Genomic DNA, 14,191 nt, shown 5'->3' on the forward strand with positions numbered 1-14,191 from the left:
AACCTGTACGGGAGCGAACATCGGGTAGGCGGTGATGCCGGGATGGCACTCGAGGTGAGCGACGAGCTCAACCAGTTTCAGCGGTGGCTCACCGGCGAGCAGTTCCCGAGCGCGAACGAGGATCTCGTCCGGGCCTTGGCCCAGACCTACCACGACGTGGCCGACCAGCTCGCCGGCGTGCTGCCGCTGTTCACCGCGGCGGTCGACAGCATCCGCGCCGGAGTCTCCGGCGAGTCCGAGCAGGCCTTCGCCGAGGCCATGGACGACTACCTGGGCGACGACGGGCTGTTGGCGTTCTCCGGGAAGTACGTGCATCGGCTGGGTGACAGCCTGGCCGACACGGCGACCGAGGTCGAGTACGTCAAGCTCATGATCATCGTGATCCTGGTCGAGCTGCTCATCGAGTTCCTCACCGCGATGGCGGTCGCCTGGCTGTTCCCGGGTGTCCTGACCGGACTGGCCGCCCGGCTGGTCGCCGGTCGTTCGCTGATCACCGCGTGGCTGCTTCGGGCCGGCGTGGCGATCGCCTCGGCCGAGCTGGTCGGCATCGGCATGCAGGTGCTGATGGACCTGATCGTGCAGGCGATCCAGATCAGGCAGGGCCATCGCCGACGCCTCGACGTTCGCAAGACGCTTCAGGCCGTCGAGGTCGGTGCCCTCGGCGGAGCCGTGGGGCTCGCCGTGGGCGCTCTGGGCGACGTCGCCGGGCGCCTCGTCCGGAACATGGGTCTGTCCCTTCCCCGGACGGTCGCGGCGGCGCTGGCCGACTACGGCCACTTCGCCGCCCACGCCGGGCAGGAGTCGACGGCGGAGGCCCTCACCGAGGGGCTCTGGGGGGTGATGACGGGCCAGGGCTGGTCGTCGCCGCAGGCGGGCGGCGGCTTCCTGTCGGGCCTCGTCTCCAGTGCCGCCTCCCTGGCCGGCGAACATACGGGAGTCGTGCTCCGTCACCGGACCGGCTCGGGCGCTCACCAGGGACCGCGGGAGCACACGAGCGGAGCACCGGGCTCGCCCGCAGCGGTCCCGGTCCGGCCGGCCGAGGTGGCACCGCTCGACCTGATGGCCGCCGCCGACCCCGCACCGGATGCCGTGATGACGGAACACCCGGAGCCACCCGGCCGGCCGGTCGAAGCCGCCGGCGAGGCCGCTCCGGTGGATCCCGGCCGAGACGCCGGGGCGGAGTGGGCCCACCAGCCGGCGTCGAGACCACCGAGTGTCGCCTCCGTGGCGACGTCGTCCGGTACCGCCGAGTCGTTCGCGACCGCCGAGTCGTTCGGAAGCGCCGAGTCGTTCCGGACGGCAAGGTCGTTCCCGGCGTCGCAGCGGAGCGAGGAATCGCCGGCCGGTCATGGTGGTGCCCCACCGGAACTCGGCGGAACCCGGCATCCGGCGGTCGGCCGGTTCCGGGTCGAATCCGCGGGGGACGCGGGCCGTTTCACGCCGCTGCGGACGCTGCTCGACGGCCTGACCGGGGGACAGGACATCGGATTACCCAAACCGGAGGTGCTCGATGAGCGGTTCGCGCGCGTGAGTCTCCCGGAGCCGCTTGCGGTCACCCGGGGGCCGGGCATCACGCCGATGCTCGCCCAGGCCCGGGCCGCGGCGGACCGGTCAGCCGGGCCGGTCCCGGTCCCGGTCCCGGTGCCGGGCACCGGGCCGAGTATCCCCTCCGTCCTGACCGACACCCAGTGGCAGCATCTGGTCGATCGGAACCGGGCGGCCGTTCGGACGTCCTCGGGAGTCGACTCGCTGTTCGACGCCGTGGCTTTCGCCGGGCGTCACGATCCCGGGTCCCATCGGCTCGCCGGTGTGGCCGGCATGTCGGCCGCGGACCTGAGATCGTCGTTCGCGGCTGTGCTGCGGGCCGACCTGGCGCTGGCCGGCACCTCCTGGCCGCTGCTCGGCCTGTCCGAGGCCGAACTGCCCGAAGAGCGGGCCCGAACGCTCGCTGCGGTGACGGCGCTCGCGACCCCCGGCGTCCCTGGTCCCCAGCTGACCCCGGACCGGCTTCTGCCGGCGATCGCCGAGGTCTTCGGCGTGCGGGTCGTGCTCGTCGGACCCGACGGCGAGCCCTCGACAGCCGGTCTGGCCGGCGATCCCGAGCTGCTCCTGGTCGCCGACGACACGGGGTCCGTCATGACCACGGTCCCGTCGGCGGCCCGGCCCGGCACGGTTTTCGCACCGCGCGAGCAGGCGGGGCAACCGTCGCGACTGCGGCCACCGGATCCGGCCCTCGTCGTGCCCGGTCCCGGAGGCACTGTGAGCCTGAATCCCATCGTCTACCCGGCCGGGACCCCCAAGAACACGTTGCCTCACCTCAGCCGGCTGGTCGAGCACGTCGTCGAACAGGTCGCCCGGCACGGCGGGACCGTCTCGGCGAGCGCGCGCGACCACCTGGCCCAGCGCCTCCTCGGGAACTACCGCGCCCTGACCGGCGGTGGACTGATCATCCCGTTCGGCACCGTCGAAGCCCTCTTCGTGCTCACACCGGGCAACCCTCGCGTGGCACCTGGCCCGGCGCCCCGGGACGGGTCGATCTCGGGCCGGCTAAACCCGATCGACGAAGCCGGCGAGACGGGAGAACCCGGCCCACCGCGGCCGGTCCTTCGGGCCACCGAAGTCATCCAGGGCAACTTCCGTACGGGAGCCTACGGGCACGCCTCGTCGTCGTCCTTGGGCGCCACCCGGGTGCAGCTGGGCTTCTCCGGTCAGGTCAGCCTCGACGGCGGCCTCCTCACCTCGGCCGGCGGCAGTATCTCGGCCTCGGCGACAATCAATGCGGTCAACCGGAGCGTCGGCGGCGCGCTCGACTCCGAGGTCGGTCAGGTCGAGGACACCCGGGGGCCGGCCACGTTGATCGAGGCCGACGCCGTCTGGCACCTGAAGATCCGTACGACCGGAAGGTCGTCCACGTCCCGTGGGGCGGACAGCTGGGCCGACATCGAAGCGACGCGTCCGGACCTGACGGGTGCCCCGCCGGAGTCGCTGTCCGTCTGGATACCCGACCAGTACCTGACGCCGGAGCCCCCGGTCGTCACCGCGTTCGCGCACGGGGCCGCCGGGCATGACCGGCCGGTGACCCTCGACCGCATCCCGCGTACCTACTTCGCCTCCCATGTCACCGGCATGCCGGCCGTCCTCGACGCGGCGCTCACTCAACTGCACGCGGAGGGCCTGCACCTGGACACCGGCACACCGGCTCGCCACCAGCTGACGCAGGCCGTCTGGGCGCTCGACGCCAACCTCGGCGAAGCGATCAACGACCCTCGGGGATACCGGTTCACGATCTCGCGACGGGGCCGGGTGCAGGCCGAGATCACCATCCGCAGCCGACTGACCTCCGCGAGGGCCTCGCCGGTCGGAGCGACCAGCGAGCGGGCGCACATCGAACGGGTGCACACCGCGATCTCGGCGTCGAACGGCTCCTTCACCCTCGGCAACGGGAAGGCGCTGCAGATCTCGTTGAGGGCCGGGTTGCGGGCCGGCCCCGCGCTCAGGATCGGGCCGTCTGTCAGCGGCAGCATCTCCACCGATACCAGCGAGACCGCCAGCGCTTCCCGCAATGCCCTGTGGGTGCACGTCAACCGCTTCACGGGACCGACCGCGGCCTTTCGTCTCGACCTGACTCACGAGGTGTCGGTTCAGGTACACGCGCGGCCGGTCCGCCGGGCCACGCCGGCCAGCGTCGCCGGGTCGGCGCTGGTCCGCATGCCGGAGGAGGAGGCCTTCCGGCACGGACTTCCCGTCCGCCTGTCGCAGATATCCGAGAGCTGGCGTGACTCCGTGGCCGAGCTGCGCCGTGGGCGCACCATGGTTCCGTTCGGTTCGCAGGTCCTGCCGAGGCGAATCACCCATGTGGACGCCGGCGGAGCGCCCCTGCGCGGCGTCCGGCTGCCGCGGCACGTACTGGACGGCCGCGGCATCGGTCAAGGTCTGACCGAGGTCGACGAATCGGTGGCGCGGCGTCTTCTCGAGGCGGTGATACCCCCTTTGCAGCGCCACAACTTCATCCCGCGCGATCTCGGCCGGCCGTTCGACCGCCGCGGTGGGGGGCGACTGCTGAAGCGGCCGGGTGATCCCGACAGCCACTTCGCCAACCTGGAACTGCTGTACAAGATGATCTTCCCTGGCGCGCTCAACGCGTTCTACAACGACATCCACCAGGACGGCATGTCGTTCACCCTGACCCGGCACGGCTTCGGGCGCACGAGCTACGCCCGGATCACGATCACAGCACGGCCGTTGTTCACCGCGGAGGTCGACGCCCGCGGCAACTCGGTCAACTTCCGGGGCCGGTCCGCGGATCACCACACCGTCAATCTGGCCATGGGCCTCGACGTCGCCGGGCGCGGCACGGCCGACGGCACCCGGGTCGGCGTGACGGGGCGGGCCGGTCTGGGTTTCGGCATGGCCCCATGGCTGCGGGACATCGGTTTCTCCGCGGGCTACCGGTTCGCCCGAGGGGCCTCCGCCTCGGTCTCGTGGATCACGAACACCCCGCAACTGCTCGAGTACTCCGGTGCCGTCGACGAGTTCGCCCTGCCCAGCCGGTACACGGTCACGGTCGACTTCAGTGACGGCCCCCCGGCGACCTGGACCGCCGGCCGGAACGTGGTCGACGGCACCGCCCTGGTTCGGCTGGTGCCCGGCATCAACCAGCCGGGACCACCGGCGGCCACCGGGCCGGCGACCACACCGCCGTCCGTCCTCGATCAAGCGGTGGTCTATCACCTCGACGGCACGGGCGTGCTCGCCGCTACGCGCGCCCAGCTCACCGGCCTGGCTGGGCCGGCCGAGCGGTCCGACCAGGCGATCGTCAACTTCACCAGCGTCGTCTCGCTCACCGCGCACATGAAGGAGATCGCGAACAGTCAGTACACCACCGACCTGCCGTTCCGCGCCGGTCTGATCGGGAACAGCCTGGCCGGGATATCCATCGCGGCCGGGCTGGGTCCCACGACGTTCGTGGGAGTCCAGGACCAGTACGTCCTGGGCCTCATCCGGTTGCGGCTCACCCAGGCCGCCCAGAACTCGAGTGCCCAGCACGGCATCGAGTGGTCACCGCTGGACGTCCGGTCGGGGGCCGGCTCGCCAGTGGACGTCCTGAGTGAGCTGAGCACCCACCAGGGCGTCTCCTGGCAACACGGCTGGGAACGGGTCCAGGGCGCCCGCCAGACCGGCGGCAAGGAGTTCCTCGATCTCAACTTCCAGCGTGTGTACGCGTTCCGGACCGAGGTGACGTTCGAGATCCGCAGCGTCCGCGAGACGCAGGCGAAGGTTCTGCCGGAATCCGTCCGGGTCCCGGAACCCGCCCTGGTCGGCCCGCGCGAGATGGTCTTCCTGCTCAGCGAGCCGGACGCGCTCGAGCAGTACGCGCAGGGCAATCTGCCGGTCCCCGGCGCCCAGCTGGCGGACCTCTTCGCCCGCTGGAGCGGCGCGCCGCTGCCCGGCCCGGCGTTCAGCTCGTCGATGCTCGCGCGGACACTGGCCCGATGGCAGCTGAGCGAGGATCCGGAGTATGCCGGGCAGCGGGCCGGGTGGGCGGACCGGATCGCGGCGGCCCACCGGGCGGCACCGGACGGCTACATCCTCGACGCCGGCGCCCGGGCGCAGTTCGCCCGGGCGTTCCCCGACACCGATCTCAGCGGGGATGCCCGTCCGGTACCGACTTTCATCCCGCCGTACCTGACAGGGGGCGGTGTGAAGGCTCTCGGGCACTCCGGGTTCCATCACCTGGTCTACGAGCAGGCCGGCACGTCCACCTTCGACCTGGTGCACCAGGCCATCGAACAGGCCGTTCCGGGGCTGCTGGCCAAACGTCACCGCGACTGGGCCGTCCAGCTCGAGCGGGGTTATCTCACCGGCCCGCGCCGGGTGACCGGGCGGCAGCCCGGTGGCATCGACATGCTGCAGGCGATGCTGTCCGGTGGGCGCGACCTCCCGCTCGTCGAGGACATGGTGAGCGAGCACGGGGTGCAATTCTCCCTCATCAACAAGATGAACGCCCTGACCGCCGAGGGTGTCCTGGTCACCCTCAAGGCGACTCTCGGGGAGCCGCACGTGCGCGACCATCTGCCGGGCAGCGGCCTGGAGAACTACGGGCACGCCTATGCGGAGCTGAGTCTCAGCCACGCCCGACACGACGGCGTCTCGATCGGGCTGGCTCAGCTGAACGTCGGCGGCGCCGAGGGGACCACCGCGAGCATGGCCCTGACCAACGGGCGGGCGAGGCACCGCAGCAGCCGACGGGCCGACGAGAACATCGTCGAGCAGACCGTGTACGACTGGAACTCCAGTTATCGCGCGGACCTTCCGTTTGTATTGACCATCACTGTCGAACGCCTCGACATGCCTCATCGGGAGCTCAACAACGCGGTCGCCCGGTTGCTACGGGGCCCGGGCGGGGAAGCGGTGGTCCGCCGCCATCAGGGTACCCTCGCCGTGAAGCTGCCGCCCTCGCTGTTGCGGTCGCCACCCCTGCACGGACCCGCCCCGCTGCCGGATCTGTCGCCGCTGCCCGGTCTGCCGGCCGATGCGATGGTCAGCGCCGCCCTTCTCGACGACGCGCTGCCGGCCGCCCGGCGGCTGTTCGCCGAGGCCTTCGGCCGGTCGATGGGCGACGGATATCTGCCGAGTCTGTCCCTGCCGGTGCTGCTGTCCCGAAGCCATCTCGCCAACCATCTGCCCCGGGCCGTCGGCGGAAGCACCCTTGTGCTGGCCGAGGAGCTGCCGGTGCCGGGGAGATCCCATCGCCGGGCCAAGCTCTCGTTGCACGGTGAGTTGTACGACCTCACCGTCGTCACCCCGATCGAGCGGGGCACCGGGACCGGTCGGTACGCCAAATACCTCAGTACGGACAGCGTCGGGCTCTCCACCGATCTCTGGTCCTCGTCGCTGTCGGCCAATGTGGCGCAGGGTCTGCCCGCCACCGCCGCCGGCGGCGAGAGTCTCTCGACATCCCTGAGCCGCCAGACGGCGAACAACGTCAGCGGCGGCCCGGCCAACAATCCGCGGCGTGAGCAGCACGGTAAGCGTCAGGGGCCGGTCCATCTGGTCCGCCTTCACGGCCGGTTCTTCCTCGACCTGGTCGTCGCCGACCACCGCCGGCCGTCCACTGCTCGGATCGCCGCGACCCACCGCAGCGAGCCGATCACCGGCGAGGTCTATCTGACCGCCTACGCCGACCAGATAGATCAGCTCCGCCGTGACATGCTGTCCCGCCGTCGAACCGCGCCGGAGGCCGGTTCGCCCGCCTGGCCCGCTGATGTGCTTCCCGCGCCGCTCGTCGACCTCGACCGGGCCGGCATCGCCTGGGACGCGCACCGGGCGGCGGCCCAGCTCGCCGGGCATCTCCGGACGATGATCGGCTCTCATCGCGCCCTGTCCCTCTCGACGCGCGGCGGTCTGCCGGTCGACGCCCCGCACCTGGTGCGCCAGGTCGCCCACGCGCTCGACACCTATCTCGAGATCCGCGAACACCGGGGCGACGGGCTGACCCTCGTCCATCGAGCCGACCCCCGGGGCCGACTTTACGAGCTCGGCCCGGACGGCCTGCCGCTGAGTGCCGACCAGGCACTGCGGCGGCTGCCGGACGGCCTGCACCGGCGCGTCGAGGCGGCCCGGTCGCGCTTCCGCCGGCTCGGCCCCGCCGAGATCGTCCGGCTTCACGAGAACTCCTGGAGCCGTCAGCAGACCTTCGAGCAGGCAGTTCGGGCCGCCCTCGCCGAACTGCCGGCGGAAACGCCGGAACCGGCCGGCCCGCCCGTTCCGGTGCCCGGGCGACTGGATGCCGCGGTGGCCGACGCCGCTCAGGTCCACCACCGCCGCATCACCGCCCGGTTCGGGCGCCGGGAGGCCGTCACCTTCCGGCCGGGGCCGGACGACGCCGGCCATCGTCTGGTCGGGGCCATGGGAAACCCGGTCGTCCACCAGCTGGCCGCCGGTTCCGACGGCGTGTTGCGCCGGCTCGACGGCGGCGAGCGGGCGCCGTGGGCGGGCCTGCGCAACGTTCTCTTCGTCGACGTCGAGAGCCGCGACGGCAGCTTCGTCGTGCACGACGACCGGCATCGTGATCCGCGCCCGGTGGACGGCCGGGAGCTGGCCCGGCTCCTGAGCGACCTGACGGCGGTGCCGCAGCTCACCGATCAGGGCGCCATCGTTCTCCTCTCGTCGCGGGCTGCGGTGCCCGGCGCGAACGGCCCGGCTCCGGCGCAGGCCGTCGCGGAAGCCACCGGCAGGCTCGTCCACGCGCCGACCGCCGCTGTGCACGTCCTGCCCGAGGGCGTGCTCGGCCTCGAGTCCGCAGCCGGCGGTCCAGGTCGCTGGATCGCCTTCCGGCCGGTGGTCTCCCGGTAGCCGGCCACCGCGGCGAGGCGTGCCGCGGTGGCCGGCTACCGGATCAGCTGACACGGGGGATCAGGGCGGCCTGGCCGGCCGGGGCGCCGTCGGCGTCGCGCAGGGTCCAGAGCGTCACGTCCTCGATCCAGAACCGGTGTCCGTCCTTGGCGACCCGCCGTCCGCGGTAACCGGTGGCGTACCCGTCGGCGCGGACCGAATCCAGGAACATGCGCCGGGAGGCCCGGTCCTCCTCGTCCGCGGACAGGCGCGACGGCAGTCCCACGAACTCGTCCCAGCAATAGCCGAACACCTTCTGAGCCGTGCGGTTGGCGTAGACGAACACCGGGTCCGGCGATGTGTCGTGGGCGAGCAGGCCGAACGGCGCGTCGTAGAGCCAGGCGGCCGCGTCCGCTCCGGCCGGGACAAGCGGCTCGCCGACGAGCCGGCGGTAGCTGTCGGCGAGCAGACCGGCCCAGACGGCATCGAGCGCGTTCACTGGACGAAGATGTCGACCGACGGTCGCATCTCGGCGCAGATGCGCAGGACATCGTGGATCGGGTGCTCCTCGAACGCCTTCATCACGGCCGTGTCCGGGGCCTCGGCGGTGTACGCGGTCTGGCTGAGCAGATAGTCGAACCGCGGCGCCCACTTACGGGAGCCCAGCCGGGCGGTGGTCGAGCAGTTGTCGACCATGTACGCGACACCTCGCGCGTGCATGTACGGGTTGAGCGAGTCGGTCGCCTCGATCACCGACTCGTTGGCAATCTCGGAGTACGGGTGACCCTTCTCGATGAACGTGTCGATCTGCCCCATCATCACACCGCAGAAGACACCGGCCGTGTACGGATCCAGCGGGAGCGCGTCGTCGTCGCGGGTCTGTCGCGCGACCTCGCCGGCCTTCCACATCGAAGCCTGGTCGATGCGGCCCATCGGGAAGCGGGACAGCCGCTCGCCGGCCAGGATCACGCTGCGGATCTCGTTGCCCGACGCCACCTCGTCGTAGATCTCCTGGGTGAGTTCCAGCCCGACCGGGTAGGCGGCGGCGTACGCGTGGGCGAACCCCTCGCGGTCGGTGCCCTCCAGCCGCCGGTAGAGACCGATGAGGCCTTCCTTGGACACGATCCGGGAGATCGGACCGGTCACGCAGTCGACCGAGTGCCGGTACGCCTCGGTCTCGCCCATGCCCTGCTCGCGGAACCGCCGGTACAGGCTCTCGACGATGCCGTGGACGCCGCCGAGCAGGATCGATCGCTCACCGGTCAGGTCGGACAGATATTCCGAGCGCAGCGTCGTCTGGAAGGTGTAAGGCGCGCCGAGCCCGACCGACCAGCCGATCGCCCGGTCGACGGCCTTGCCGCTGACGTCCTGCTCGACGGCGAAGCTGGCGTTGATGCCGGCGCCGTTGGTCTCGGCGCCCTGCTGGTACAGCGCGCGCACCGAGGCGCCCATACCCTTCGGGCACACCGCGATCACGTCGATGTTCTCCGGGAACCGGTCGCCCTGCTGGTCGAGGTGACCCAGCAGGAATCCGTGGGACAGGCCGAGCGTCGCACCGGGCCGCAGCGCCGCGAAGATCTGCTTGTACCGGGCGGCCTGTGCGGCGTCCGAGATGAGCAGCAGAACCATGTCCGACGTGGCGATGACCTCGAACATCTCGCCCAGTGTCCCGTCGGCCTCGGCGAAGCCGGCGGCGCGGGCGGCGTCGAAGGAGGACGAGCCCGCACGGAGCCCGACCACGACCTCGACATCGCTCCCGGCCAGGGAGTCGCGCAGGTTCTGCGATTGGGCCGACGCCTGCGGTCCCCAGCCGATCACACCGATCCGGTTGACGCCCTCGAACGCCCGCGGCAGCCGGTCGAACAGGTCGCGACCACCCCGGACGATCGCCTCACGGGTGCCCGCCAGGGTGATGTATTCCTTGTCGAAGGTGCTCGTCTCGAAGTCCAATTCTCGTGCGTTCATGCCCGGGAAATCGCATTCGTCCGCCCGAGGTTCAGGCGCGACCGGTAGTTGTGACATGGCTTACTCGCCAATGGGCGCCGCCTCGGCTTCCTCGAGGCGGGATCGGGCCGAATTGACGACAGTGTGATCTTTCGGTGTCGCATGAACTCCCGGCATTTTTCTGCGACAAGCCACTTCACGCCGATCGCTTGGAACCCGACTGTCTCGAGCGCGTTGAACAGGGAAAATGATCCAGTGGAACATTCCCGTGGCGCGTGGATGACACTTCGCGCCGGCCTGGTCCAGGTCGACATCATGGTAAAGCGGCGCAATGAAATTCTTTCATTTTTGCGTGATGTACCGTACCGCTGTGTCTCGCTCCACTTCTCGCATTGTCGCCCATCGTTACCGCCTGGTTCGAAAAATCGGCCAGGGCAAGATGGGTCGTGTTTGGGTGGCCACGGATGAACTCCTGGACCGCGAAGTAGCGCTGAAAGAAGTGCTGCTGCCCGCCAACTTGAGTGACGCGGAAAGGCAGGCGATGCGCGAACGGGCGATGCGCGAGGCCCGCGCCATCGCTCAACTCGCTCACCCGAACGTCGTACGGTTCTTCGACGTGGTGCTCGATGATGACCTTCCCTGGATCGTCATGGAGTACGTTCAGGCGCCCTCGCTGCACGAGTTGATTCGGCGGGACGGACCGCTGCCACCCGAGCAGGTCGCCCACATCGGTACCGCTCTGCTCGGCGCGCTGAAGGCCGTGCACGAGGTCGGCATCGTGCACCGCGACGTGAAGCCGTCGAACGTTCTGATCGCGGCCAGCGGCCGCGTCGTCCTCACCGATTTCGGGCTCGTCTCGCTCGCCGGTGACTCCGAGCTGACCGGCAGCGATGTCGTGGTCGGCTCGCCATCCTTCATGGCACCGGAACAGGCCCTCGACGGAGTGATCGGGCCGGCATCCGACCTGTGGTCCCTCGGAGCGACGCTCTACCTGGCTGTGGAGGGCAGGCCCCCGTACCTCGGGAATTCGCCCGTAAGCACTTTGGCCGCTTTGGCCATCGAGCCTCCCCGAACCCCTCGCCGCGCCGGCGGGCTGCTGCCCACCCTGCAGGCCCTGCTCGAAAAGGACCCCACCGCGCGTATCGACGCCGGGGAGGCTGAGCGACTGCTGCGTTCAGCGGCGAAAGAGCCGGCGATCGCCCCGCGAGCCGAAGCGGTCGAGCATGACCGATGGCTGCGGTGGGGCATCAGCGCGGCGGTCGTGCTCGGTATCGGTCTGATTTCCCTGGCGGTCGGGAAGCCGGAGGATCTTCGAACCGATTCCGGAAGCGTGCCTTCCGTGGGATCGCCGCCCGTCGTTCTGCGGGCCCCCACATTGCCGAGCGTGCCGTCCTCCGCGGCGGTCACGCCGCCGGCCTCGCCGCCATGGTCGTCGACCGCCCCCATGGCGGAGCACGTCACCGGCCGATCCGCCGCGGCTGCGGGCCAGATTCCGAAACCGGCCCGGCCCACCCCTACCGCGGAGTCCACGCAGTTCACGACGGTGGTGTACCGGGCTGAAGCCAATCATCACTACGTCAGCGCCGAGGATGCCGGAGCCTCACCGCTGCTGGCGTACCCGGCAGCCGCCGGCCCCTGGGAGACATTTGATGAGATCGATCTCGGTGGTGGGGAGGTGGCGTTACGCGCTGAGGTGAACGACAAGTACGTGACCGCCTCGCCGTCCGGCGGCGCGGCGCTAATCGCACGCAGTGACCACGTCACCGCAGCCGAGACCTTCGTTCTTGTCTTCAACGCCGACGGTACGGTGTCGCTGCGCTCCAAAGCCACCAGCCGGTACGTCTCGGTGCCCTCGCGGGCAGAGTCGCCGCTGACGGCCAGCCGATCCTCGATCTCGAAAACCGAGAAGTTCACCCGCTCGGTCCTCGGCCGGCACGGCTGACCCTCGATCCAGCGCACGCGGGTTTCTCGCCGGTCCGGCCGACAGCGGCCGCCACGTCACCTCACGAGGCCTACGGCCCGGCCCACAAGTTCAGGTGCGAGTTCGGTCGCTGAGCCATCTCGGCGAGATCGGGAAGCTCCACGATCTCCACCCCGGCCCCGGTCAGGAGCGTTACTCCCTCGCAGGTGGCGAACAGTGCGGGTTCCCGCCAGGCGATGACGACCCGCCGGATGCCGGCCCTGATGATGAGCTGGGCACATGGCGCGTCCGGCCGGCTCCGGCGGTGCGAGCAGGGCTCCAGCGTGCTGTAGAGGGTGGCGGTGGACAGCCGCGGATCATCGGGCACTTTCGCGAGGGCGGACTCCTCGGCGTGTACGTGCGGGTCGTTTTCGCGGGAGTAGCCGTGGGCGGTCTCGGTACCGTCCTGGCCGACGATCACTGCTCCGACCGCGTAGGCGGTCGTCGACCGGGGGCACCGGTACGCGAGATCGATGGCGCGGCGCATCCATCGGCGATCATCTGCGGTGCCCGTGCTCTGGCAGCCGGCTGCGGTCGCCTGGCTCATGTGGTCACGGGCTTGGTGAGGTAGCGCGCGAGCACGACATCGCCGGTCTGCCGAACTTCCTCAAGTCTCATCCGATGCGCGCTGTCCTGCGGGAAGGTTCCCGCGTTCACGCAACGAGGGGCCCCGGTGTCGCCGACGAAGAACGGCGCCATGGCCACATGCAACTCGTCGGCGAGGTTCTGCGTCAGGAACTGCGTGTGCATCCGGGCGCCCCCTTCGACCATGAGCCGACGAATGCCCCGATCACCGAGGTCGTCCAGTACGGTGCCGAGGTCGACGGGGTCGCCCCCGTCGACGACGGTGGCCAGGCCGTCCAGCTCGGCGCGCGTCTTCTCGGCGGCGGCCGTGGAGCAGTAGACCAGCTTCTCACCGCCGGTGTGGAAGAACGTGAACGACGAGTCCAGGCCACTGCCGGTGACAGTGACCTTCACCGGGTGGGGTGGTCGTGCGTCGGCCGCCCGTGCTGCTCGTCGCTCGGCGGAGTTCACCAGCAGGCGGGGGTCGTCTCGCCGGACAGTGGTCGCGCCGACGAGGATGGCGTCGGACCCCGCCCGCACCTCATCGACGCGGTCGAAGTCCTGTGCGTTGGACAGCAGCAGACGCTCGGAGCTGGCGTCGTCCAGATACCCGTCGACGGACATGGCCCAGCTCAGGAGCACATACGGACGATTCATGTCTGCCCTTTCGGATACTTTGCCGGCCGGACCGCAGTGATCAGCCGGCCAGCGGCAGGGCGATGGTGTGGTGGGTATGGGTGACCTTGGCCGACAGGTACCGGACGTTGGCGGTTGACACGTGAACCGCGGTGGGGACCCGGTCAGTGACCCGCACACCGAGCGCGCCGAGCTGCGTCGCCTTGTCCGGGTTGTTGCTCAGCAACCTGATCCGATGGGCGCCCAGGGAGAGCAGCATCTGAGCCGCCGCGGTGTAGTCGCGCTCGTCCTCACCGTGGCCGAGCGCCAGATTGGCCTCATAGGTGTCCAAGCCGGTGTCCTGCAGAGCGTAGGCGTCGAGCTTGGCGTACAGGCCGATGCCCCGGCCCTCCTGGCGCAGATAGAGCAGGAAGCCGCCGGCATCGGTGATCCGCTCGGCCGCCTCACGAAGCTGCGGACCGCAGTCGCACCGCTGGGAACCGAATACATCACCGGTCAGGCACTCGCTGTGCGGACGCACCAGCGGCGCCACACCTCCCCCGGCGCTCCGGTCGAGGGCCCCGCGCCAATCACCGAGACCGAGCGCCAGGTGCTCCCGGCCGTCGGCCAGTCCGTGAAAGGTGAACACCTGCGCCGTGGTGGCATACCCGTCGGAAAACTTCAGCGGCACGGTGACTTGCGTCCGCGCTGTTGCTGCCGACGCCACGAGCGGGTCCGTTCCACTGGTCATGACCGCCATGCTGATCTCCAAGA

7 protein-coding genes are annotated in these 14,191 nt (G+C 70.3%); 2 read left to right on the forward strand and 5 right to left on the reverse strand.

The window, feature by feature from the left end; all coding sequences use genetic code 11:
* Window positions 1-42: 42 nt before the first annotated feature.
* Window positions 43-8,355 carry a hypothetical protein gene (locus tag AB0J66_RS20105; protein WP_364662532.1) on the forward strand — a complete coding sequence of 2,771 codons (8,313 nt, stop codon included), beginning with the start codon at window positions 43-45 and terminating at the stop codon, window positions 8,353-8,355.
* 43 nt (window positions 8,356-8,398) lie between these two features.
* Here the strand turns inward: AB0J66_RS20105 and AB0J66_RS20110 are convergent, their stop codons facing one another.
* Both AB0J66_RS20110 and AB0J66_RS20115 read right to left on the reverse strand, forming a co-directional pair.
* A complete protein-coding gene (locus AB0J66_RS20110; RefSeq protein WP_364662535.1) occupies window positions 8,399-8,833 on the reverse strand; it encodes an MEKHLA domain-containing protein in 435 nt (144 codons plus the stop codon).
* Window positions 8,830-10,299, reverse strand: coding sequence for a hypothetical protein (locus tag AB0J66_RS20115; RefSeq protein WP_364662537.1), 1,470 nt, complete (start codon window positions 10,297-10,299; stop codon window positions 8,830-8,832). Before AB0J66_RS20115 ends, AB0J66_RS20110 begins: the two co-directional genes overlap by 4 nt.
* 310 nt (window positions 10,300-10,609) lie before the next feature.
* Here AB0J66_RS20115 and AB0J66_RS20120 point away from each other — a divergent pair, with 310 nt between their 5' ends.
* Entirely contained in the window at window positions 10,610-12,220 is a 1,611-nt protein-coding gene (locus AB0J66_RS20120; RefSeq protein WP_364662540.1) for a protein kinase, read from the forward strand.
* Between the two features lie 70 nt (window positions 12,221-12,290).
* Here AB0J66_RS20120 and AB0J66_RS20125 read toward each other — a convergent pair whose 3' ends face one another.
* The 3 genes from AB0J66_RS20125 to ribA are packed head-to-tail and all read right to left on the reverse strand — an operon-like array spanning window position 12,291 to window position 14,168.
* On the reverse strand, window positions 12,291-12,785 hold the full coding sequence (locus tag AB0J66_RS20125; RefSeq protein WP_364662543.1) for a deaminase: 495 nt from the start codon (window positions 12,783-12,785) through the stop codon (window positions 12,291-12,293).
* The gene (locus AB0J66_RS20130; RefSeq protein WP_364662546.1) at window positions 12,782-13,459 is read right to left on the reverse strand and encodes a dihydrofolate reductase family protein; all 678 of its coding nucleotides are present in this window, start codon (window positions 13,457-13,459) and stop codon (window positions 12,782-12,784) included. The genes AB0J66_RS20125 and AB0J66_RS20130 overlap by 4 nt, the downstream gene beginning before the upstream one ends.
* 40 nt (window positions 13,460-13,499) lie before the next feature.
* Entirely contained in the window at window positions 13,500-14,168 is a 669-nt protein-coding gene (ribA, locus tag AB0J66_RS20135; protein WP_364662549.1) for a GTP cyclohydrolase II, read from the reverse strand.
* Between the last annotated feature and the right edge of the window lie 23 nt (window positions 14,169-14,191).

It is taken from the genome of Actinoplanes sp. NPDC049598, from assembly GCF_040675435.1.
Lineage (GTDB): Bacteria > Actinomycetota > Actinomycetes > Mycobacteriales > Micromonosporaceae > Actinoplanes.